Below are 21,560 nucleotides of genomic sequence, written 5' to 3' on the forward strand. Positions count from 1 at the left end.
AGAATAGGCATGGGCACAGCATTGGTCATCCTCGCCGCGGGCAAAGGCACGCGCATGAACTCGGACAAGCCGAAGGTTCTGCATGAAATCGCCGGGGCGCCGATGCTGGTGCATGCGATGCGCTCGGCCGCTTCGCTGGACCCGGAACGCACGGTGATCGTCACCGGCTTTGGTCACGAGGATGTCGCCCGCGCCGTGGCCGACTATGACGAGACCGCCGAAACCGTGCTGCAACCAGAGCAGAACGGCACCGGCCACGCGGTTCAGATGACCCGCGACCTGCTGGGCGATTTTGATGGCGACATCGTTGTCCTCTACGGTGATACCCCATTTGTTCAGGGCGAGACGCTTTTGCGCATGCAGGACGCGCGTGTCGACAACGATCTGGTGGTTTTGGGTTTCGAGGCCGCCGATCCCGGCAAATACGGCCGTCTGAAAATGGACGGCCCCCGCCTGACCGCCATTGTCGAACATGCCGATGCGACGGATGAGGAACGCGCCATAACCTTCTGTAACAGCGGCGTTATGATGGGGTCCGCGTCACTGATGTTCGACCTGCTGGACAACACCAACAACGACAATGCCCAAGGCGAGGTCTATCTGACCGACGTGGTTGGCATCGCAAATGCACGCGGCCTCTCCGTAACCGCGGTCACCTGTGACGAAACGGAAACCATGGGCATCAACTCTCGCCTGCAACTGGCTGATGCGGAACGCATTTTCCAGGATCGGGCACGGGCGGAACTGATGGAGGACGGCGTCACGCTGCAACGCCCCGAAACCGTCACGCTGGCCTTTGACACGGTGGTCGGACGTGACACGGTGATCGAGCCTTACGTGTTCTTCGGCCCCGGCGTCACCGTGGAAAGCGGCGCCCATATCCGCGCCTTTTCGCACCTCGAAGGTGCCCATGTTTCACGAGGCGGTGTGGTTGGCCCCTATGCCCGCCTGCGTCCCGGCACCGAGTTGGCCGAAGACGTAAAGGTCGGAAATTTCGTGGAAATCAAGAACGCGCAGATTGATGAGGGGGCCAAGGTGAACCACCTGTCCTATATCGGAGACGCGGTTCTGGGCGCCGGGACGAATATCGGCGCAGGCACGATCACCTGCAACTATGACGGCGTCATGAAGCACCGCACCACAATCGGGCGGAACGTCTTTATCGGCTCGAACACGATGCTGGTCGCGCCTGTCACCATTGGCGACGACGCCATGACCGGCAGCGGATCGATCATCACAAACGATGTCGAGGACGGCGCATTGGGCATCTCGCGGGCGCGTCAGGTCAACAAGCCGGGCTTTGCCCGCAAATTGTTCGAAATGTTAAAGGCGAAGAAAGACAAACAAACAAAAGAGGCAGAATAATGTGCGGTATTGTAGGGATATTGGGCAAGCATGAAGCGGCCCCGATCCTGGTCGAAGCATTAAAACGGCTGGAATATCGCGGCTATGACAGCGCCGGGATCGCCACCGTGAACGATGGTGTGCTGGACCGTCGGCGCGCGGTTGGCAAACTGGTCAACCTCAGCGATTTGTTGGTCCATGAACCGCTGCTGGGCAAGGCCGGGATCGGCCACACCCGCTGGGCCACCCACGGCGCGCCGACCGTCAGCAACGCCCATCCCCACCGGGCCGGGCCGATTGCGGTTGTCCACAACGGGATCATCGAGAATTTCCGCGAATTGCGCGAGGAACTGGCCGCGAGTGGTTTCAGCTTCGTGACCGAGACCGATACTGAAACCATTGCCCTTTTGACCCAGAAATACATGACCGACGGCATGGCCCCGGTGGAGGCCGCGCACAAGACCCTCTCGCGGCTGGATGGCGCTTTTGCGCTGGCCTTCCTGTTCGAAGGCGAGGACGACCTTCTGATCGCCGCCCGCAAGGGCTCGCCGCTGGCCATCGGCCACGGGGATGGTGAGGTTTTTGTCGGCTCGGACGCCATTGCCATGGCGCATCTCACAGACCAGATCACCTATCTGGAAGAGGGCGACAGCGCGATCCTGACCCGCACATCGGTCGAAATCCGCAATGCCGATGGCGAGATTGCCAATCGTGAGAAACGCACGATCCAGATTGACCAGACCCGCGTCGACAAGGCCGGGCACAAGCATTTCATGGCCAAGGAGATCGCCGAACAGCCCACCGTGATCGGTGAGGCCATTCGTCACTACCTGGCCGCGGACGGATCGAAGATCGCGCTGCCGGACCCCGGAATCGATTTCACCCAATTTGACCGCGTGGTGATGGTCGCCTGCGGCACGGCCTATTTTGCCTGCATGACCGCCAAATACTGGTTTGAGCAGGTCGCTCGCCTTCCAGTAGAAATCGATATCGCGTCGGAGTTCCGCTACCGCGAACCTCCGGTCGGTGGCAGAACCCTCGCTCTGTTCGTCAGCCAATCCGGGGAAACCGCGGACACGCTGGCGGCGCTTCGGTATTGTGAGGGCAAGGCTAGCAAGATCGTCTCGGTGGTCAATGTGCCCGAAAGCTCGATCGCGCGGGAAAGCGACGTTGCCCTGCCGATCCTGGCCGGAACAGAGATTGGCGTGGCCTCGACCAAGGCATTCACCTGCCAGTTGACGGTTCTCCTGATGCTGGCGCTGGCGGCGGCGCAACAGCGTGGTGAGATCGCCGAGGATACGCTGTCGCAGCACCTGGCCGATCTGCGCGCGCTGCCGGGTCTTCTGAACGCCACGCTGGATCGCGAACCTACTTTGCGTGACGCTGCGCACAACCTGTCCAAGGCCCGTGACATCCTGTTTCTTGGCCGGGGCACCATGTATCCCCTCGCCCATGAGGGCGCTTTGAAACTGAAAGAAATCAGCTATATACATGCCGAAGCTTATGCAGCAGGCGAACTAAAGCACGGCCCCATCGCGCTGATTGACAACAAGGTGCCGGTGATTGTCATGGCACCTCGGGACGCCTTGTTCGACAAGACGGTATCGAACATGCAAGAGGTCATGGCGCGAGACGGCAAGGTGGTGCTGATCACTGACAAGGCGGGTGCCACCGAGGCGTCGGATGGAGTTTGGGAAACCGCTGTGATGCCGGACGTGCCGCCGCTTCTGGCACCGATCCTCTATGCCCTGCCTGCCCAGCTTCTGGCCTATCATGCGGCCGTCGCTATGGGCACGGATGTCGACCAGCCGCGCAATCTGGCCAAGTCGGTGACAGTCGAATGACCCGGGACGAGGCTTTGGAGGCACTGAAAGCGCTGGTCGAGCCGGGCCGCGCTGAACAGATGGCGGCCTATCACAAGCAGACCCGCCCCGTCCTTGGCATACCGAACCCCGCGCTCAATGATCTGACCAAGGACTGGCGGCGTGGGCTGTCCGTTGATGAGCGCGTCAACCTCGCCTCTGAGTTGTGGAAAACGGATATTTTCGAAGCCCGGATCGCGGCGGCAAAACTGTTGACGCAGGCCCGGATCAGGCCGGATGACGCGGCCTGGGCGCTGATCCGGTCCTGGCTTCCTGATTTCGACAGCTGGGCCATTGCCGATCACGCATGTATGGCGGGCCAGAAACGCCTTGTCGCAGATCCGACCCGCATAGCCGAGGTCGAGGGCTGGACCACCTCCGACCACATGTGGACCCGGCGCGCGGCGCTGGTGATCACCCTGCCCTGGGCCAAACAGAACCACCCCAAGCCGCAGGATATTGAAATCAGGACAAAAATCCTGGAATGGGCAGCGGGTTATGTCACTGACCCGGACTGGTTCATCCAGAAGGTCGTTGCGTGGTGGGTTCGCGACCTGTCGAAACACGACCCCGATCGCGCCCGCGCCTTCCTTGCCGAACATGGCGACGGGATGAAACCCTTTGCCCGCAAGGAGGCGGGCAAATACCTGTGACCAGAGGTGGCTTTGGGCCCACAATTACTTGCCCATCTTGGTCACAAAGACTACCTATTCCACTATGACCGCGCCTTTGATTGATCCGTTTCAGCGTGCCGTGACCTACCTGCGTGTCTCTGTGACCGACAGGTGCGATTTCCGCTGTGTCTATTGCATGTCCGAGAACATGACCTTCCTGCCGAAGAAAGAGCTTCTGACGCTGGAAGAGCTGGACCGCATGTGTTCGACCTTTATCCGGCTGGGCGTGCGCAAGCTTCGCATCACCGGCGGCGAACCCTTGGTGCGGCGCGGGATCATGACCTTTTTTGACGGCATGAAACGGCATCTGGACAGCGGTGATCTGGACGAGCTGACGCTGACGACCAACGGCTCGCAACTGCACAAGTTTGCAGGCGATCTGTGGAAGGCCGGGGTGCGGCGGGTGAATATCTCGCTCGACACGATCGACCCGGACAAGTTCGCCGAAATCACTCGCTGGGGACGTCTGGAGCAGGTCTTGCGCGGCATTGACGCGGCGCAGGAGGTCGGCATGCGCGTCAAGATCAATGCGGTGGCCCTCAAGGGGTTCAACGAGGACGAGTTGTTCACCCTGGCCGAGTGGTGCGCCAGCCGTGACATGGACATGACCTGGATCGAGGTCATGCCGATGGGCGACCTTGGCAACGAGGACCGGCTGGACCAGTACTGGTCGCTCAAGGATTTGCGGGCGCGGCTGGCCGAGCGTTATACGCTGACCGATCTGGCCGAACGCTCGGGTGGTCCGGCGCGTTATGTGCGGCTTGAGGAAACCGGGCAGAAGATCGGCTTTATCACCCCCCTGACCCATAACTTCTGCGAAAGCTGCAACCGCGTGCGCCTGACCTGCACCGGGCAGCTTTACATGTGCCTTGGCCAGGAAGACATGGCCGACCTGCGCGCACCTCTGCGTGCCAGCGCCGAGGGAGAAGGCCAGCTGGAAGAGGCAATCCGCGCCGCCATCAACCTCAAACCCAAGGGTCATGATTTCGACTATTCCCGCCAGCGCACCGACGGGCAGATGTCGCGCCACATGAGCCATACAGGAGGATGACACCGCCCGCACCGGTGCGGTGGCCCCCGGTTTTTCATCTGTATCGCGGCCTCAGCCGGGTTCTGGCACCGTTCCTGCGCCGGATGGCGGGTAAACGCCATGCCCGGATGGGCGGTTCGGCCGACCGGCTGCCGGAACGTTTCGGGATTGCAGGACTGCCGCGCCCGGACGGGGGTCTGGTCTGGGTCAATGCCGCCTCGCTCGGTGAGTTGCGGGCGGCGCAGCCGATCATCGAGCGCATGCAGGGCGTCTCGGTGCTTGTCACCACCTCCACTCAAAGCGCAGCGGACCTCGCGGCGCGGCACTTGCCGGACCAAGTGCTGCACCAGTTTGCCCCGATGGATACCCCACGAGAAATGGCCGGGTTCCTGTCGCACTGGCGCCCCGACTTGGCGGTGTTCATGGAAAGCGACCTGCCGCTGTGGGCGATTTCGGCGCTTGAGGGCCGCACGCCGATGGCAAACCTGAATGCCCGACCCTCGCGCACGCGGCAGCGGTTCCCCCGCCTGTCAGCCGCGATTCTGTCGCGGATGGCGCTGGTGACGGCACAGGATCAGCCAACCGCCGACGAGTTGCGCGGTATCGGTGCAACAAATGAACAGATTGCCGCTGTCGTCGATCTGAAATCCGTGGCCAGCCCGCCAAAACCTGACGTGGTCAGGGTCGCCGAGTTGCAGGCGCAGATCGGCAAGCGCCCGGTCTGGCTGGCGATGTCAATCCACCCCGAGGAATTGCCCACCATCACCCAAGCCCATCGCCAGTTGCTAGAGGACCACCCCGATCTTCTTCTTGTTCTGGCCCCTCGCCACCCCGACAAGGCCGAGGCGTTCCACATCGGGCTGTCCGGGTTCTCAGTCGCGTCGCGCAGCAAGGGCGAGCAGATCGGCGCGGCGCAGGTCTATCTGGCCGACACATTGGGCGAAACGGGCACTCTGTTCGCGGTGGCACCCTTTGCCGTGATCGGCGGGACCTTTGCCAGGATCGGCGGCCATTCCCCGCAAGAGGCGCTGAAAACCGGCCTCCCGGTCATCTTCGGACCGTTTCCCGGCGCACATCAGTCCGTGTTTCAGGCGGCAGACGCCCTTGGTGCAGCGCGGCAGGCCGCGGACGCTGCGGCGCTGGCCAACCGCGTCGAGCGGTGGCTTGGCGGCGCGGCGCGCACCCCGGCGGAAGCCGCGGCACGCGATATGAGCAGTCGCGGCGCAGATATCCCGCCACACATTGCAAAGCGGCTTTTGGCCCTGATCGGGCGTCCAAACGATTTGGCGAATTGAAATCAGAGGCTTCATCGCTATATAGGCTGGGCTTTGAGAGGGCTGGACACCGCACCAATCAAGTTAGGCTGTCCCAACCACCCTCTTGCCCCGCAGGCGTTGCAACTGGCGCGGCCACACACAAAAACGCAATCCGGCGGAAAGTCTGATGACCAGCAAGCTTGTTTTGATGAACGACACCTCGACGCGCTACCATCACGGCTGCGCGCGGGTGATGCGATTGCTGCGGCAGGGGCTTGAGGCACGCGGCGCGGAAATCCTGTATTCCAGCCCTGCGCGGCATGAATGGGCCAGGGACGACGCGTTCCTGCGCGCGCTGGATCAGGCAACGGGCGTGGTCATCAACGGCGAAGGCACGTTGCACCACGGCGCAGACCATGGGGCCCGGTTGCTGTCGGTCGCCGATCACCCTTTGGCAAAAGGCAAGAAGCTTTGTCTTGTGAACGCGCTCTTTGATCAGAACCCCGAAAGCTGGCGCGCGCAACTTGAGAAATTCGCCCTTGTCTCGGCACGTGACAGCGACAGCGCGGCGCAGTTGTCGAACCTGCTGAACCGATCCGTCGGCTGGGTTCCCGACCTGTCCCTGTCGGCCCCAAGCGAGGCGCCGCAGGTCGCGCGCCACGGTGTCATTCTGGGCGACTCGGTCCGGCTGTCCCAGCGGCAGGCCTTGGCGAAATCAGCCCACAGGTTCGAGGACCTGACATTTGTTCCAACCAAGACCCTGCGCGCCCCGGTCTGGCGTGCGCCGCTTCTGGCGCCGATCCTGAAAACCGTGCTTTACTGGGGTTATAACGCCCATTTCACCCTGACGCCGCCACGGTTCGAGATGCCGATGACAGAACAGGACTATCTTGCCCGGATCGCAGGCACCGGGCTGCATGTGACAGGCCGCTTCCATGCCGTCTGCCTGTCGCTGCTGGCCGAAACCCCGTTTCTTGCCGTGACCTCGACATCGGGCAAGATCGAAAAACTCCTGCGCGACCTAGGGCTGGACACGCATCGGATTGTCACCGGCGATGCGCTGCAGGCCATCGACCCCACACCGGGCGCCAACGCGTTTACCAGCGAGGAAACAGCCAGACTCCGCGTTGCGTTGGCGGATGCGCAGGATCGGGCGGCTGCACTTCTTGACGAGGTGGTCGCATGAACCGCCTGACGTTCCTGCTTGCCAAACTGACCCGAAACGAAGCCGCGCTGCAGGCGATGTCGCGTCCCGTCGAAGGTGAACTGACCGGGAAGCGCGTCGCGCTTATCGGCAATGCAAGGTCGCTGTCACAGGGCGGCTTTGGCCCAAGGATCGACGCGCATGACCTTGTCATACGAATCAACAATGCGCCGATCCCGGACACTGCCACGCATGGCGCACGCACAGATTGGATGGCGATGTCCATGCCGGCACCACGCGACATCATTGCCGCGCGCGCGCCGTCGCGCCTGTTGTGGATGACCCGGAAGCGCAAGCGCCTGCCGTGGGGGTTGGTATCTGACCAAAGGTTCTTTCTGAACCCGGTCGAAAACGTCACCCGCCTGCGGTCCGAACTTGGCGCGCCGCCGACAACGGGCGCAATGCTGATCGACCTGCTGGTCCGCTCCGATGCCACCGAAATCTCGCTTTTTGGCTTCGACTTCTTCAAGTCGCTGTCGCTGTCCGGCAATCGGACAGCAGCGCAGGTCAAACATGACTTCACATCCGAGGCCGACTGGGTCGCCCGCCTTATCGAAACCGACCCCCGCCTGAAACTCTGTCGTGCAGATGCCGACACCACGGAAGACACAGAATGAGTCGCAAAAAGAAACATCCCCTGACGCCCTCTCGTATCGTCGATGACGAGGTTTTGCGCATCGAAGCCGATATCCCCGGCAAGGCATGGCGCAAGTTCTATTTCGGCGACCATCATATCCTGCGGATCGGCTGGACCAATTTCGACCGCGTGGCCGACGGGCTGTACCGGTCAAACCAGCCTGACGTGCGGCGGTTCCGGGCAATGGCAGAGTTCGGCATCAAGTCTGTGCTGAACCTGCGCGGCGAATCCAAGACCCCGTTTTACCGGATCATCAAGGAAAGCTGCGAAGCGTTCGGCATGACGCTTTTCACAATTTCAGGGCTGTCGGCGTCGCGGGCCCCAAAGCGCGAGTCCCTGTTGCAGGTGTTTGACGTGTTCGACACTGCCCAAAAGCCCCTGCTGGTCCACTGCAAGTCCGGCGCGGATCGGACCGGGCTTGTCAGCATGATGTACCTGATCGACCAGGAGGGACTGAGTGTCGCCGAAGCGCGCCCACACCTGTCGTTCCGATATGCACATATCCGGCGATCCAAGGCCGGTATCCTTGATTTGTTGATCGACAATTTCGAGAAGGTCGAAGGGCAGAAGTCGCTGCGTGACTGGATCGCCGAGGATTACGACTCCGAGGCGCTGACGCGCCAGTTCAAGAGCAAATGAAAAAGGCGCGGGACAAACCCGCGCCTTTGGTTTTTCCGGGCAAAACGGGTCAGGCCGCGGGCATACGCTGTTCGACGATCTCGGCCCACCAGCTGCACCCGGCGGGAATGGCTTCGTCGTTGAAGTTGTATTCCGGGTGATGGACGGCTGCCGTGTCACCGTTGCCGACAAGGATATAGGCGCCGGGGCGTTCTTCCAGCATGAAGGCGAAATCCTCGCCGCCCATGACAAGCGGGGCATCGTCGCACTGGCCGCTGATCGACTTGGCGACCTGGGCGGCAAATTCGGTCTGTTCCTCGCTGTTCACCATGACCGGATAGCCGCGATGATACTTGATATCTGCGGTGCCGCCAAAGGTGGCGCCGATGCCGGTGCAAATCTCCTTGATCCGCTTTTCGGCCAGATCACGCATGGCGTTGGACATGGTGCGCACGGTGCCTTTCAGATGCACCGTCTGCGGGATCACGTTGAACGCCTTTGACGAGGTTTCAAACGACGTGACAGAGACCACGATCTGGTCCACCGGGTCGGCGTTGCGGCTGGTGATGGTCTGAAGCGCCAGCACCGCCTGCGCCGCCATCACGGTGGTATCGACGGTTTCATGCGGTTTCGCGGCATGGCCGCCCTTGCCCTCGAACACGATGTCGAACTGGTCAGTGGCCGCAAAGAAGGCACCGGGACGAATGGCGAAACTGCCGGTCGGTTTGCCCGGCCAGTTGTGCATGCCATAGACCTCCTGGATGCCCCAGCGCTCCATCATGCCGTCGTCGCACATTTCCTTGCCGCCGCCGCCGCCTTCTTCGGCAGGCTGGAAGATCGCAACAACGGTGCCGTCGAAATTGCGGGTTTCCGACAGGTATTTCGCGGCACCAAGCAGCATCGCGGTATGGCCGTCATGCCCGCAGGCATGCATCGCGCCGGGGGTTTTCGAGGCATAGCCCAGCCCCGTCGCCTCGTGGATCGGCAAAGCGTCCATATCGGCGCGCAGGCCGATGACCTTGCCTGAACCGGACTGCTTGCCCTTGATCACACCGACAACACCGGTGCGGCCGATGCCGGTCACGACCTCGTCACAGCCGAATTCCTTCAGCTTTTCCGCCACCAGCGCCGAGGTGCGGTGGGTCTCGAACAGGATCTCGGGATGTTCATGGATATCGCGGCGCCATTCGGTGATTTCGGCCTGCAATTCGGCAAAACGGTTTTTCACGGGCATATTGTTTCCCCTCTCGCTCGTGGATGTCAGGCGACGGGCATGCGTCTTTCGACCAGTTCTGCAAACCAGCTGCACCCAGCCGGGATCGCGTTGTCGTCGAAGACATAGGCCGGGTGATGACACATCGGCGTGTCGCCATTGCCGAGGAAGATATACGCTCCGGGCCGGGCTTCAAGCATGAAAGCGAAGTCTTCGGCCGGCATGATCGGATCGACGTCCTCGATCACCGTGTCCGACACTGCGCGGGCCGCTTCGATGGCGTAACGCGTCTGTTCCTCGTGGTTGATGGTCGGAGGATAGCCGTCCTCCCACACCATGTCTGCTGTCGCGCCATAGGCGGCGGCGGTGTTCCCAGCGATGCGGGCGATGTTGTCGCGCGCCAAGGCACGGTTTTCCGGGTCAAGCGCGCGCACCGTGCCTTTCATCCGCACGGTATGGGCGATGATGTTCGACGCGCCGCTGTCGGTTTCGAACGTGCCCACGGTCAGCACGACGCGGTGGATCGGGTTCACGTTGCGCGCCACGATGGATTGCAGCGCTACGACGATCTGCGCGCCGACCAGCGTGGTATCGATCGCCTCATGCGGTGCGGCGGCGTGGCCGCCCTTGCCGGTCACGGTGATCTCGAACTCATCCGCCGAGGCCAGAAGCGGGCCGGGGCGGATAGCGAACTGGCCCACGGGCAGGCCGGGCATATTGTGCAGCCCATAGACCTCGTCCACGTTCCAGCGGTCCATCAGCCCGTCGTCGCACATCGCCTTGCCCCCTGCCCCGCCTTCTTCAGCGGGCTGGAAGATGAGCACCACGGTGCCGTCGAAGTTCCGCGTCTCCGACAGGTATTTTGCCGCGCCCAGAAGGATCGAGGTATGCCCGTCATGGCCGCAGGCATGCATCTTGCCCGGCACCTTGCTGGCATAGTCGACACCCGATGCCTCGTGAATCGGCAGCGCGTCCATGTCGGCGCGCAGGCCGATGACGCGGCCCTTGGTGTCGGTCCGGCCCTTGATGACGCCGACAACCCCGGTGCGGCCAATGCCCGGCGTAACCTCATCCACGCCGAACTCTTTCAGCCGCGTTTCGACGAAGGCAGCGGTTTCGTGAACATCGTACAGCAGTTCAGGCGTCTCGTGCAGGTGATGGCGCCATTCGGTGATTTCGGGTTGCAGGTCGGCAAGACGGTTTCTGACGGGCATATCGGCCTCCGGGTTGTCATGGTGTCACAGGTCCGGGCCAAGCACGAGCGATGAACCATCGCTGAAGCGGTTCAGCCGGAATCGAGTCAGATCATGCCCCGGATCCCGGCCCGTGACCATGTCCGCCATGATCCGGCCAAAACCGGGACCGATGCCAAAGCCATGGCCGCACATGCCGGTGCAGATCGAAAGACCGGGAAGGTCGGCGGCGCGGTCCACCACCGGCACCACGTCGGGCATGGTGTCGATCATCCCGGCCCATGCGGTCCTGATCCGCACCTCGCCCAAGGCGGGGAAAAGGGCTGCAAAACGGCGGCGCACGTCCTCGATCTTTTTCAGGTTGGGGCTGGGGTTCAGGATGCGCAGCGCCTCGAACGGGCTTGTGGTGTCGCCCTGCCAGCGGCGCGGGGTGCGCCATGCGTCGGGGTAGCCCTGCGGCGCCCAAGGAAAAAAGCGGCGATTGCCGGGTGAGCGCCGCAGCTCGGGCAGGAAACGGGGGGCGTTGCGAAAGGCATCGGGACCGATGAACAGCTCGTGAAACCCGGCGCTTGCCAGCGAATAGCCGCCATCCTGCCGCCGCCGGAAGGCAAGGTCGCGGTCCACGCCGCCACCGTCATGCACGTTTGCCACGGGGTCGGTTGCAGCAACGCTGGCGCGGACGGAAAGCTGGGGGATGGCAATGCCTTCGTTGCGCAGGAACAGCGCCGACCATGCGCCACCGGCGACCACGACCTGTTGGGCCTTGATCCGGCCCTTCTCGGTCACTACCCCTGCGACGCGCCCCGCTTCGCGGTCGATCACCCGCGCCGCGCAGTTTTCGACGATCACCGCGCCATGCCGCACCGCCGCCCGCGCCAGTGCGGGCACCGCGACCCAGGGTTCGGCGCGCATGTCTGAGGGTGTGTGAAGTGCCGCGTCATAGCTGCGCGACATGCCGGGGATCATCCGGGCCGTCTCATCCCCCGACAATATCCGGCTGTCGACGCCCATGGGCCGGGCTTCGGCCAGCCACGCTTCATAGCGTGCGGTTTCAGCCGGATCGGATGAGAAATAGGTCAGTCCACATTGCGTCAGCCCGATGTCGGTATCGACATCCGCCGCAATGTCGCGCCACAGGCGGTTGGCCTCGATCATGATCGGCAATTCGGCAAGATCGCGCCCCATCTGGCGGATCCAGCCCCAGTTGCGCGAGGATTGTTCACCCGCGATGCGGCCCTTTTCCAACAGCACCGGGCGATGCCCCGCGCGGGCAAGGTAATAGGCCGTCGCCACCCCGATCACACCGCCGCCAATGATGACCACATCCGCCCTCTCGGGCAGGTCCGGGGCGTGTTCAACCGGAGTGCCGAGATGGATCGGAAAGGCCGTCATCGCCGCAGAATGTCAACCAGCGTGACCATGAAGTCCTGCCCCGCCTCGAATTGCGCGACGCTGATAAATTCGTCAGGCTGATGCGCCTGTTCGATATTGCCCGGCCCGCAGACCACCGCCGAATAGCCGGCATTCTGGAAATGCCCCGCTTCGGTGCCATAGCTGACCACGTGGGACGCATTGTCGCCGGTGATGCGACGCACCAGCGCCTCGGCTTCGCCATCCTGTTCGGGGACCAGCGCGGGCACGGTGAATTTCTCGGACAGATCGATCCGTGTGTCGGGATGGATGGCCTGCATCTGGGCTTCGACCTCGGCCACCTTGTCAAAGTAGCGGCGGCGCCAGTCTTTGGGGTCTTCCCCTGGCACGACGCGGAAATCCATGCCGAAATGACAATCCTTGGCGGTGATGTTGTGGGCGGTGCCGCCCTCGATCGTGCCGACATGCACCGTCGTCCATGGCGGGGTGAAAACTGCGGCCACATCGCCCGGCGTTTTCGCCATGTTCTCGGCGTTCATGTCATTGGCCCAGTCGATCAGCTTGGCCCCCGCCATGATCGCATTCACGCCCGTGTGCATGAGGGACGAATGGACCTCGAAGCCGACGACATGGGTGTTATAGCCCATGCCGCCCTTGTGACCGGTGACGGCGGCCAGCATCGACGGTTCACCGACGATGACCGCGCTGGCCTTGGGCAGAACCCGCGCCATCGCCTCGATCAGCGGCGGCGCGCCGGCACAGCCGATTTCCTCGTCATAGGACAGCGCCAGTTGCAGCGGGCGGTTGATGCCGGTGTAATGGGCTTCGACCATGGCCCAGATCGCCAGCGCGTCGAACCCCTTCATGTCGCAGGTGCCGCGCCCGTAGAGGCGGCCGTCGCGTTCGACCACTTCGAACGGGTCGCTCGCCCATGGCTGGCCCTTGACCGGGACCACATCGGTATGTCCCGACAGCACGACGCCACCTTCGACATCCGGCCCGACATGGGCGAAAAGCGCCGCCTTTTCGTTGTCTTCGTTATAGTGACGATGGGCGGTGATGCCGTGACCCTGAAGATAGCCCTCGACCCAGTCGATCAGCGGCAGGTTCGTGTCGCTGCTGACGGTGGGAAACGAGACCAGCTTTTCAAGGATCAGGCGCGGGGAAAGCCGCTCTGCCATGTCAGTATCCGCTGTCGGTGGTCAGGATGAAATGCTCTGGCTCGACCTCGCGGTATTCGCTGGGGGCCGGGTCATAGCCGACGGGATGAATCGGCGACGGGATCGGCTTGAAGTTCAGGTCCTTTTCCGACTTGCGCTGGCGCGGGTCGGCGATGGGAACGGCCTTCATCAGCGCCTGCGTATAGGGGTGCTGCGGGTTTTCAAACACGGAACGCCGCGGGCCGATCTCGACGATCCGGCCAAGATACATCACGCCGACATAGTGGCTGACACGCTCGACAACGGCCATGTCGTGGCTAATGAACAGGTAACTGACGCCCAGTTCGGCCTGAAGCTCCATCATCAGGTTCAGCACCTGTGCCTGCACCGACACGTCAAGCGCCGAGACCGCCTCGTCCGCGACGATCAGCTTGGGGTTCAGCGCAAGGGCGCGGGCGATGGCGATGCGCTGGCGCTGGCCGCCCGACAACTCGTGCGGGTAGCGGCGCATGAAGCTGCGCGGCAGTTCGACCCGGTCAAACAGCATCGCCACGCGGTCGCGGATTTCCGACGCGGAATGGCTGTTGAAATTGCGCATCGGCTCGGCCACCTGATCCTGCAATTGCATCTGCGGGTTCAGGGACGCGAACGGGTCCTGGAACACCATCTGCATGTCCTGACGCGCCTTGCGCAGATCGCCCTGATCCAGCGCCATGATGTCGGTGTCGCCCAGCATGATATGGCCATGCTGCGGCTCGACCAGCCGCAGGATCGAGCGGCCCGCCGTGGATTTCCCGCAGCCCGATTCACCCACCAGCGACAGGGTCTGGCCCTTGTTGATCGAAAACGACACGTCCTCGACCGCGTGGACATTGGCCACCGTGCGGCGCAACAGCCCGCCCTGCACCGGGAAGCGCGTGGTCAGGTTCTTGACCTCAAGAAGCACCTCATTGGTGCCCACAATCGGGGTCACGGGTGCATCGCCGGTGCCCAAGAGCTTCATCGGAGACGGCAGGTCGGTGCCCGTCATCTCGCCCAGTTTCGGCACTGCCGCCAACAGCGCCTTGGTATAGTCATGCTGCGGGTTCTCGAAGATTTCCTCGACCGTGCCTTCCTCGACCTTGTTGCCGCGGAACATGACAACAACGCGGTCAGCCATCTGCGCGACAACGGCCATGTCATGGGTGATGAACATCACCGCCGTGCCGGTTTCGCGCTTGAGCCGGTCCATCAGGGCCAGAATCTCGGCCTGGATGGTCACGTCCAACGCCGTGGTCGGTTCGTCCGCAATCAAAAGGCGCGGTTCGCAGGCCATCGCCATGGCGATCACGACACGCTGGCGCATACCACCGGACAACTCGTGCGGGTACTGTTTCAGGCGGCGTTCCGGCTCGGGGATGCGCACCTGTTTCAGAAGCTCCAGCGCGCGCGCTTCGGCCTGTGTCTTGGACATGCCCTTGTGCAGACGCAGCCCCTCGGTCAGTTGCCGACCGACGGTGAACACCGGGTTCAGCGCGGTCATCGGCTCCTGGAAGATCATCCCGATCTCGTTGCCGCGAATCGTCCGCATCAGGCTTTGGTCGGTCTGGGCCAGGTCCAGTTCCTCGCCATCCTTGCGGTCAAATAGCAGCTTGCCATTGGCGATATCGCCGCCGCCAAACTCGATCAGGCGCATCAATGACAGGCTGGAAACCGATTTGCCGGACCCGGATTCCCCAACGATACAAACCGTTTCGCCGGATTTGACGTCAAAGGACACGTCTTCGACCCCGACGACGGGGCCATCCTTGGTCTGGAATTCGACGCGCAGATTCTGGATCGAGGCGATGGTGTTATCGAGCATGGCTTCGGGGCCTTGTTTCGGGAAGTTTTGTTATAAGGCACGACGCTAATGACATACCGGGCCGAGTGTCAAACGCTTGAACCTCACTTTGGGTCGGCTTCCGTCGGGGCAAGCGGCTCGCGCCCTGTTCGGCGCAAACCAAGGGTTGCATTTTGCCGCGCTCTGGTCTGTGATGCCATCAGTCACGGGGGGTAACTTGGCTCAAAAACACCATGCAATTGCACGCTGTTGCAGGCCGAATCTCCCGTACGACCAACCATAACCAGCGGCACAAAAATCGTCGCGATTGCACGTAATAGTGCCCAACAAGGAGTAAGGTATGAAAACCAAGACCCTAATGCTTGGCGCAGCATGCGCGTTTGCCATGGCCCCCGCGGCAATGGCGGAACGTGGCAGCGACGGCCATGTCAACATCATCTATTGGCAGGCCCCGTCGATCCTGAACCCGTTTCTGTCGGGCGGCACCAAGGACATCGAATCGGCCTCTCTCGTGATCGAACCGCTGGGCCGGTACGACCCCAATGGCGCCCTGGTTCCCTACCTCGCCGAAGAGATTCCGACCGTGGCCAATGGCGGCGTGTCCGAGGACCTGACCTCGATCACCTGGAAGCTGAAGTCGGGCCTCGTCTGGTCGGACGGTTCACCGGTGACCTCGGCAGACGTCAAGTTCACCGCCGATTACTGCATGCACCCCGAAGGCGGCTGCGCGCAGCTGGCGAAATTTGACGGTGTCGAAAGCGTCGAAATCGTCGACGACCTGACCGTGACGGTGAAATTCGATTCGCCGAAGCCGAACCCCTATGGCCCGTTCATGGGTGGTCAGTCACCGATCATCCAGATGGCACAGTTCAAAGACTGCATGGGTGCGAAAGCCCCGGAATGCACCGCCGCGAACTTTGCCCCGATCGGCACCGGCCCGTTTGTCGTTGACGAGTTCAAGCCGAACGACGTGATCTCGATGTCGGCCAACCCGAACTATCGTGACCCGGCAAAACCGGCCTTCGCAACGCTGACCTTCAAAGGTGGCGGCGACGCAACCGCAGCCGGTCGCGCCGTTCTGGAAACCGGCGAGTTCGACTATGCCTGGAACCTGCAGCTGGCGCCCGACGTTCTGGCGAAAATGGCCGAAGGCGGCAAAGGCACCCCGATCGCGGCCTTTGGTTCGCTGGTCGAGCGTCTGGAAATGAACCTGACCAACCCGTCGCCCGACCTGCCGGAAGGCGAGCGTTCGACCGTGGCGCATCCGCACCCGTTCCTTTCGGACATGAAAGTGCGCAAGGCGCTGTCGATGGCCATCGACCGCAACCTGCTGGTTGAAATAGGTTACGGCCAGGCCGGTCGTCCGACCTGTAACCTGGTCCCCGGACCGGCGGTTTACGCTTCGGACAACACCGACTGTCTGACCCAGGACATCGCAGGTGCAAACGCCCTTCTGGACGAAGCCGGCTGGGTTGACAGCGACGGCGACGGCATCCGCGACAAGGACGGCGTGAAAATGTCGATCCTCTACCAGACCTCGACCAACGCCGTCCGTCAGGACTTCCAGGCGCTGATCAAGCAGTGGTGGGCGGAAATCGGTGTCGAAACCGAGCTGCGCAACATCAACGCATCGGTCTTCTTCGGTGGTGACCCGGGCTCGCCCGACACGTTCCAGAAGTTCTATGCCGACGTGGAAATGTATGCCAACAACTTCGACGGCACCGATCCGCAGGCCTATCTGTCGATGTACAAATGCGGCAACGAGCCGAAGCCGGCATCGCAGTGGCAGGGTGAGAACATCAACCGCTTCTGTGACCCGGAATATGACGCTCTGATCGACGAGCTGTCGGCAACTTCGGATCTTGAGAAGCGCTATGAGCTTGCCAAGAAGATGAACGACATGCTGACCAAAGACAGCTATACCATCGTGCCGCTGGTTGACCGTGGTCGTGTGTCGGCGCATGCCAACTCGCTTGGTGGCGTTGTCCTGAACACCTGGGACAGCGAACTGTGGAACGTCGCAGACTGGCACCGCATCAAGTAAGGTAAAGCTGGCAGTTTCAAACCTGCCCGTATAAGCAGCCGGGCCAAGGCGGGAATCACCCCTGCCTTGGCTCCAAAAGAATAAAGACTGACGCGTAAAGGCGCCGCTCATGCTTACCTTCACAATCAGACGTCTGATCCTTGCGATCCCGACGCTTTTATTCATCAGCCTTATCATTTTCCTTCTGCTGCAGCTTGCCCCGGGCGACCCGATGGCACAGGTGCCGCTGACGGTTCCGCCGGAAGTGAAGCAGAAGATGCGCGAGGCGCTTGGCCTGGGTCAGCCGATCCACGTGCAATATCTGAAATGGCTGGTTCAGGTTTTCTGGATCGAACCCCAGGTCCTGTTCGACTATCTCTTCGGCACCGATTTTTCGGAAGGCAAACTGAGGGTCATCTCGTGGCAGACCCGTTCGCCGGTAATGGACATCATCATCCAGCGCCTGCCCCAGACCCTGACCGTTGTCGGCCTCAGCTATATCGTCGGCATCATCATCGCCATCCCGATCGGCATCTACTCGGCCTATCGCCAGTATTCGCTGTTCGACCAGGCGGGGACGTTCATCACGATGATCGGCTTTTCGATCCCGCCGTTCTTCACCGGGCCGCTGCTGATCGTGATCTTCTCGGTTCAGCTGGGCTGGTTTCCGTCGATCTATGACACCACGCACCGCGTCACCGACTGGGAAAGCTTCGTGTATCAGGTCAAGCAGATGATCATGCCGGTCATGGTGCTGGCGCTGCAGACCACGGCCCAGATCAGCCGCTTCATGCGCGCCGCGATGCTGGACAACCTCAAACAGGACTATGTCCGCACCGCCCGCGCCAAGGGCCTGAGCGAACGCGTGGTGGTCATCACCCACGTCCTGCGCAACTCGATGATCCCCGTGGTCACCGTGATCGCACTGGGGGTTCCGGGCATCTTCGGGGGCGCCATCATCACCGAGGTCGTGTTCAAGGTGAACGGCATCGGCGCCTACCTGATCGACGCGCTGTTCGCCAACGACCTGCCGACAGTCATGACGATCTCGTTCATCTTCGCGATCCTGATCGTCAGCTTCAACCTGATTGCCGACATCCTCTATGGCATTCTCGACCCGAGGATCCGCTATGACTGATAACGAGATCAAACCGATTGCCGCCCTGCAGGACAGCGTTCCAAGCGCCCCGCCCCGGTCGCAGTGGAAAGACGTCTGGGACCAGTTCAAGCACCACAAGGGCGCGCTGATGGGCGGCAGCTTTCTGCTGTTCATCACGCTGGGCGTGCTGTTTGGAGACCTGATCTGGCAGCTGGACCCCAAGAAGCTGGATATCCGCGCCAAGGACTTCCGCCCGATCTATACCGCGATCTGGGACGGGGACGCCAAGGTGGGCTGGAACCACCCGCTTGGCACCGACAACCTGGGCCGCGACCACCTGGCGCAGATCATCGCCGGGGGGCGGACCTCGATGGCGGTGGGCTGGGCCGCGATGATCCTGACCATGGTGATCGGCACCTCGATCGGGGTTTTCGCGGGCTATTTCCGCAAGCTTGACGGCATCCTCATGCGCTTCACGGACCTTGTCCTGTCGCTGCCGATCCTGCCGCTTCTGCTGGTCGCCGTGACCCTGTTCCGACAGCCATTGCGGGCGAATTTCGGACCCGAGACGGGGATGTTCATCCTGATCGTCGGCGTCATTGGCGTGACAAGCTGGATGCAGACCGCGCGGATCGTGCGCGGCGATATCTTGGCTTACAAGGAGCGCGAGTTCGTTCTGGCCGCCCGCGCTGCCGGGACCACGTCGAAGGGCATCATCTTCCGCCACCTGCTGCCCAACGTGATGTCTCCGATCATGGTGTCGGCCACGCTGGGCCTGGCCACCGCGATCATCACCGAAAGCGCGTTGTCCTTCCTTGGCGTCGGCTTCCCCTCGGACTATCCGACCTGGGGCAAGATGCTGGCTGACGCGGTGCCGCGCATGCAGGAATTCCCCGAACGGGTGATGCTGCCGGGGATCGCGATTTCGCTGACGGTCCTGTCGGTGAACTACCTTGGTGACGGGTTGCGCGACGCGCTGGACCCGAGGATCCGGGGCCGATAACGACAAAGGAAAAAGGCGCCCTGCGGGGCGCCTTTTTTGCCTCCGGCGGGAGTATTTGAGCAAGAAAGAAGCTCAGGACTCGTCTGGCAAAGGCGGCAGTTTCGGATCGTGATAACGGTGCAGGCGGCGGGCCGCATCCATGGCGAATTTCTGGATCAGCTTCTTGCGCCGTGCCGGGGCCAGCCTGCTTTCCTCACCCATGCGGATGATTTCGGCGTCATAGGGGTCGGCGATGATCAGGCCGGTTTCCTGCGGCAGCAACTCGGTGGGAAACTCGGTATCCACCGCCCAGAAATAGCGGTCGCACCAGTCAAGATAGCCCTGCCATTTGTTGTCGGACTGGAAATCGGCGCGGCTGGATTTGCATTCGATGACCCAAAGCTCTCCTTTCGGGCCAAGCCCCATCACGTCGATCCTGAGACCGCGCGTCGGCACGAATTCCTCGATCGAGACAAAGCCGTGGCCGCGCAGGTGGCGGCCGACGCCGCGGGCCAGAAGCTGGCCGGGTTGCAACAGGTCATCCATGGCGTCAATGGTGAACAATTCGTGAACATTTTGCAAGGGGTATTGCCGTGGGGCACGCGGCGCATTACCTAGGCGTTTGGCGGGTGCTGCCCTTCTCGTGTAGACGGTTGCATTCCGGTGGCCTTAAGCAACTCCGAGGGAGCTGGCTCTGGCCGGGTCCTGGCCCGGTTACCTGGTGCCCACCTGTATATACAGGTCCTCGGGAATGAGATAACCATCACGGCTGCGTTTGCGGGCCCGCCACTTTTCCCCCAATTCGACCGATCTGGTGACCGGCAATGGAGCCCCTTGACATGATACCTTTTGGTATTCTATTAATCGTGATACCAAATGGTGTCACAAAGGGTTTCCCATGAACATGAGCCACTCCCCCGATCTGCAACCGGCGTTCCGTGCGCTGGCCGACCCGACCCGGCGCGACATTCTGCGGATGCTGGGGCGCCAGCCGATGACCATTGCCGAGGTCTCGGACCGGTTCGACATCACCCGCGCGGCGGTCAAGAAGCACCTCGTGGTGCTGTCCGACGGCGGGTTGATCGAGGTCGAGGCGCGGGGGCGTGAAAAGGTCAACTCGCTGCGGCCCGATGCCCTGCGCCCGGTTCTGGACTGGCTCGGTTGGTTCGAACAGTTCTGGGACACCCGCCTGGACACCCTGAAATCCGCAATCGAAGACATTGACGAGGAGAGGAATGATGAACAAGCCATTGAACACAAAGGATATGACCATGACTGACACGACCATCCGGAAATCGGTATTCCTGGCCGCGGACAAGGCGCGGGTCTGGGAGTTCCTGACCAAGCGCGACCATCTGAACATCTGGTTCCACCCGCCCGAGCGCGATCTTGTCGAGGGCGAGGATTACCTTCTGACCAGCCAGAAGGACGGCGACCGGATGTGCTGGGGCAAGGTCATCGAAGCGCGCCCGCATGACTACATGAAATGGGATTTCACCGTCGGCCCACTGGACGGGCATATGACAACGGTCGAATGGGCGCTGGAGTCCGCGCCGGGTGGCACGAGGTTGACCCTGACCCACAGCGGATTGCCGCAGGACAGTGACGGGTATGGCCTTGTTCTTGCGCTCGACAAGGGCTGGCATGGGTTCCTGCTGAACCTGCACGATCTGTCCTGACCGCGTGGACCTTTCGGCGCGTCATCCCATGTGGCGCGTCGGTATCCGTGGCTGCAATTTCAGCGTTTTGCCGCAACCCGCACGGGTACCGGGTCCGTTTGCAGCACCGGCAGGGCATCGCGGCGGCCACCACCGGGGGGATCGTTCTTTTCGGCCATGTTCATAACCGAGATCGAGAACTGAACCCCGGCAAAAACGATCCCGTTGAAAATCCACAGCATAACCACCGCGATTGTCCCGCCCGACGTGGCGGTGACAAGGTGCCAGAGGTTGGCGACGTTGAAACCAAGCAGCAGCGCGACGAAGGCGGCGCTGACGGCGAAGCCAATCAGGACTTGGCGGATATAAAGACGCACAAGGCGGGGCATGGCGCACTCCCTATTGTCTATGCCA

General features: G+C 62.1%; 20 protein-coding genes. 13 read left to right on the top strand and 7 right to left on the bottom strand.

From position 1 onward, the window contains the following. Positions 1-9: 9 nt before the first annotated feature. The 8 genes from glmU (at position 10) to JQ863_RS14330 (ending at position 8,646) form a co-directional block, all read left to right on the top strand. Positions 10-1,365, top strand: a complete 1,356-nt coding sequence (glmU, locus tag JQ863_RS14295) for a bifunctional UDP-N-acetylglucosamine diphosphorylase/glucosamine-1-phosphate N-acetyltransferase GlmU (RefSeq protein WP_204114826.1) — start codon at positions 10-12, stop codon at positions 1,363-1,365. Further along, positions 1,365-3,188 (top strand): glutamine--fructose-6-phosphate transaminase (isomerizing), encoded by a 1,824-nt coding sequence (gene glmS, locus JQ863_RS14300; RefSeq protein WP_204114827.1) that lies wholly within the window; start codon positions 1,365-1,367, stop codon positions 3,186-3,188. The genes glmU and glmS overlap by 1 nt, the downstream gene beginning before the upstream one ends. Next, positions 3,185-3,859 carry a DNA alkylation repair protein gene (locus JQ863_RS14305; protein WP_204114828.1) on the top strand — a complete coding sequence of 225 codons (675 nt, stop codon included), beginning with the start codon at positions 3,185-3,187 and terminating at the stop codon, positions 3,857-3,859. Before glmS ends, JQ863_RS14305 begins: the two co-directional genes overlap by 4 nt. A gap of 64 nt (positions 3,860-3,923) precedes the next feature. Then, positions 3,924-4,931: a GTP 3',8-cyclase MoaA gene (gene moaA, locus JQ863_RS14310; protein WP_204114829.1), complete on the top strand. Its 1,008-nt coding sequence runs from the start codon at positions 3,924-3,926 to the stop codon at positions 4,929-4,931. Further along, complete coding sequence (locus JQ863_RS14315; RefSeq protein WP_204114830.1) at positions 4,928-6,205, top strand: 3-deoxy-D-manno-octulosonic acid transferase; 1,278 nt, start codon at positions 4,928-4,930, stop codon at positions 6,203-6,205. The genes moaA and JQ863_RS14315 overlap by 4 nt, the downstream gene beginning before the upstream one ends. Positions 6,206-6,353: 148 nt before the next feature. Beyond that, positions 6,354-7,352 (top strand): polysaccharide pyruvyl transferase family protein, encoded by a 999-nt coding sequence (locus JQ863_RS14320; protein ID WP_204114831.1) that lies wholly within the window; start codon positions 6,354-6,356, stop codon positions 7,350-7,352. Beyond that, entirely contained in the window at positions 7,349-7,987 is a 639-nt protein-coding gene (locus JQ863_RS14325) for a glycosyltransferase family 29 protein (protein ID WP_204114832.1), read from the top strand. Before JQ863_RS14320 ends, JQ863_RS14325 begins: the two co-directional genes overlap by 4 nt. Next, the gene (locus JQ863_RS14330; RefSeq protein ID WP_204114833.1) at positions 7,984-8,646 is read left to right on the top strand and encodes a dual specificity protein phosphatase family protein; all 663 of its coding nucleotides are present in this window, start codon (positions 7,984-7,986) and stop codon (positions 8,644-8,646) included. Before JQ863_RS14325 ends, JQ863_RS14330 begins: the two co-directional genes overlap by 4 nt. 49 nt (positions 8,647-8,695) lie before the next feature. Here JQ863_RS14330 and JQ863_RS14335 read toward each other — a convergent pair whose 3' ends face one another. Genes JQ863_RS14335 through JQ863_RS14355 form a run of 5 tightly spaced genes read right to left on the bottom strand, consistent with a single transcriptional unit; the run spans position 8,696 to position 15,405 of the window. Next, on the bottom strand, positions 8,696-9,859 hold the full coding sequence (locus JQ863_RS14335) for a M20 aminoacylase family protein (protein WP_204114834.1): 1,164 nt from the start codon (positions 9,857-9,859) through the stop codon (positions 8,696-8,698). 26 nt (positions 9,860-9,885) lie between these two features. Continuing rightward, the gene (locus tag JQ863_RS14340; protein WP_204114835.1) at positions 9,886-11,052 is read right to left on the bottom strand and encodes a M20 aminoacylase family protein; all 1,167 of its coding nucleotides are present in this window, start codon (positions 11,050-11,052) and stop codon (positions 9,886-9,888) included. 24 nt (positions 11,053-11,076) lie between these two features. After that, a complete protein-coding gene (locus tag JQ863_RS14345) occupies positions 11,077-12,423 on the bottom strand; it encodes an NAD(P)/FAD-dependent oxidoreductase (RefSeq protein WP_204114836.1) in 1,347 nt (448 codons plus the stop codon). Further along, entirely contained in the window at positions 12,420-13,583 is a 1,164-nt protein-coding gene (gene argE, locus JQ863_RS14350) for an acetylornithine deacetylase (RefSeq protein ID WP_204114837.1), read from the bottom strand. The genes JQ863_RS14345 and argE overlap by 4 nt, the downstream gene beginning before the upstream one ends. A 1-nt stretch (position 13,584) precedes the next feature. Beyond that, positions 13,585-15,405, bottom strand: a complete 1,821-nt coding sequence (locus JQ863_RS14355) for an ABC transporter ATP-binding protein (RefSeq protein WP_204114838.1) — start codon at positions 15,403-15,405, stop codon at positions 13,585-13,587. Between the two features lie 319 nt (positions 15,406-15,724). Between JQ863_RS14355 and JQ863_RS14360 the strand changes: the two genes are divergently transcribed. The 3 genes from JQ863_RS14360 to JQ863_RS14370 all read left to right on the top strand — a co-directional run bounded on the left by JQ863_RS14360 (position 15,725) and on the right by JQ863_RS14370 (position 19,509). After that, complete coding sequence (locus tag JQ863_RS14360; RefSeq protein WP_204114839.1) at positions 15,725-17,428, top strand: peptide ABC transporter substrate-binding protein; 1,704 nt, start codon at positions 15,725-15,727, stop codon at positions 17,426-17,428. A gap of 109 nt (positions 17,429-17,537) precedes the next feature. Next, complete coding sequence (locus JQ863_RS14365; RefSeq protein ID WP_204114840.1) at positions 17,538-18,545, top strand: ABC transporter permease; 1,008 nt, start codon at positions 17,538-17,540, stop codon at positions 18,543-18,545. Then, entirely contained in the window at positions 18,538-19,509 is a 972-nt protein-coding gene (locus tag JQ863_RS14370; protein WP_204114841.1) for an ABC transporter permease, read from the top strand. The genes JQ863_RS14365 and JQ863_RS14370 overlap by 8 nt, the downstream gene beginning before the upstream one ends. A gap of 72 nt (positions 19,510-19,581) precedes the next feature. Here the strand turns inward: JQ863_RS14370 and JQ863_RS14375 are convergent, their stop codons facing one another. After that, positions 19,582-20,034, bottom strand: a complete 453-nt coding sequence (locus tag JQ863_RS14375) for an MmcB family DNA repair protein (RefSeq protein ID WP_204114842.1) — start codon at positions 20,032-20,034, stop codon at positions 19,582-19,584. Between the two features lie 358 nt (positions 20,035-20,392). Here JQ863_RS14375 and JQ863_RS14380 point away from each other — a divergent pair, with 358 nt between their 5' ends. Continuing rightward, on the top strand, positions 20,393-20,767 hold the full coding sequence (locus JQ863_RS14380) for an ArsR/SmtB family transcription factor (RefSeq protein ID WP_204114843.1): 375 nt from the start codon (positions 20,393-20,395) through the stop codon (positions 20,765-20,767). Further along, positions 20,760-21,167: an SRPBCC family protein gene (locus JQ863_RS14385; protein ID WP_204114844.1), complete on the top strand. Its 408-nt coding sequence runs from the start codon at positions 20,760-20,762 to the stop codon at positions 21,165-21,167. The genes JQ863_RS14380 and JQ863_RS14385 overlap by 8 nt, the downstream gene beginning before the upstream one ends. Positions 21,168-21,226: 59 nt before the next feature. Here the strand turns inward: JQ863_RS14385 and JQ863_RS14390 are convergent, their stop codons facing one another. After that, on the bottom strand, positions 21,227-21,535 hold the full coding sequence (locus JQ863_RS14390; RefSeq protein WP_204114845.1) for a hypothetical protein: 309 nt from the start codon (positions 21,533-21,535) through the stop codon (positions 21,227-21,229). Between the last annotated feature and the right edge of the window lie 25 nt (positions 21,536-21,560).

It is taken from the genome of Shimia biformata (assembly GCF_016888515.1).
Lineage (GTDB): Bacteria > Pseudomonadota > Alphaproteobacteria > Rhodobacterales > Rhodobacteraceae > Shimia_A > Shimia_A biformata.

What these genes read in the sequence shown, in the direction of transcription:
- glmU (WP_204114826.1), top strand. Translation starts at nt 10, where the DNA reads ATGGGCACAGCATTGGTCATCCTCGCCGCGGGCAAAGGCACGCGCATG.
- glmS (WP_204114827.1), top strand. Translation starts at nt 1,365, where the DNA reads ATGTGCGGTATTGTAGGGATATTGGGCAAGCATGAAGCGGCCCCGATC.
- JQ863_RS14305 (WP_204114828.1), top strand. Translation starts at nt 3,185, where the DNA reads ATGACCCGGGACGAGGCTTTGGAGGCACTGAAAGCGCTGGTCGAGCCG.
- moaA (WP_204114829.1), top strand. Translation starts at nt 3,924, where the DNA reads ATGACCGCGCCTTTGATTGATCCGTTTCAGCGTGCCGTGACCTACCTG.
- JQ863_RS14315 (WP_204114830.1), top strand. Translation starts at nt 4,928, where the DNA reads ATGACACCGCCCGCACCGGTGCGGTGGCCCCCGGTTTTTCATCTGTAT.
- JQ863_RS14320 (WP_204114831.1), top strand. Translation starts at nt 6,354, where the DNA reads ATGACCAGCAAGCTTGTTTTGATGAACGACACCTCGACGCGCTACCAT.
- JQ863_RS14325 (WP_204114832.1), top strand. Translation starts at nt 7,349, where the DNA reads ATGAACCGCCTGACGTTCCTGCTTGCCAAACTGACCCGAAACGAAGCC.
- JQ863_RS14330 (WP_204114833.1), top strand. Translation starts at nt 7,984, where the DNA reads ATGAGTCGCAAAAAGAAACATCCCCTGACGCCCTCTCGTATCGTCGAT.
- JQ863_RS14335 (WP_204114834.1), bottom strand. Translation starts at nt 9,859, where the DNA reads ATGCCCGTGAAAAACCGTTTTGCCGAATTGCAGGCCGAAATCACCGAA.
- JQ863_RS14340 (WP_204114835.1), bottom strand. Translation starts at nt 11,052, where the DNA reads ATGCCCGTCAGAAACCGTCTTGCCGACCTGCAACCCGAAATCACCGAA.
- JQ863_RS14345 (WP_204114836.1), bottom strand. Translation starts at nt 12,423, where the DNA reads ATGACGGCCTTTCCGATCCATCTCGGCACTCCGGTTGAACACGCCCCG.
- argE (WP_204114837.1), bottom strand. Translation starts at nt 13,583, where the DNA reads ATGGCAGAGCGGCTTTCCCCGCGCCTGATCCTTGAAAAGCTGGTCTCG.
- JQ863_RS14355 (WP_204114838.1), bottom strand. Translation starts at nt 15,405, where the DNA reads ATGCTCGATAACACCATCGCCTCGATCCAGAATCTGCGCGTCGAATTC.
- JQ863_RS14360 (WP_204114839.1), top strand. Translation starts at nt 15,725, where the DNA reads ATGAAAACCAAGACCCTAATGCTTGGCGCAGCATGCGCGTTTGCCATG.
- JQ863_RS14365 (WP_204114840.1), top strand. Translation starts at nt 17,538, where the DNA reads ATGCTTACCTTCACAATCAGACGTCTGATCCTTGCGATCCCGACGCTT.
- JQ863_RS14370 (WP_204114841.1), top strand. Translation starts at nt 18,538, where the DNA reads ATGACTGATAACGAGATCAAACCGATTGCCGCCCTGCAGGACAGCGTT.
- JQ863_RS14375 (WP_204114842.1), bottom strand. Translation starts at nt 20,034, where the DNA reads ATGGATGACCTGTTGCAACCCGGCCAGCTTCTGGCCCGCGGCGTCGGC.
- JQ863_RS14380 (WP_204114843.1), top strand. Translation starts at nt 20,393, where the DNA reads ATGAGCCACTCCCCCGATCTGCAACCGGCGTTCCGTGCGCTGGCCGAC.
- JQ863_RS14385 (WP_204114844.1), top strand. Translation starts at nt 20,760, where the DNA reads ATGACTGACACGACCATCCGGAAATCGGTATTCCTGGCCGCGGACAAG.
- JQ863_RS14390 (WP_204114845.1), bottom strand. Translation starts at nt 21,535, where the DNA reads ATGCCCCGCCTTGTGCGTCTTTATATCCGCCAAGTCCTGATTGGCTTC.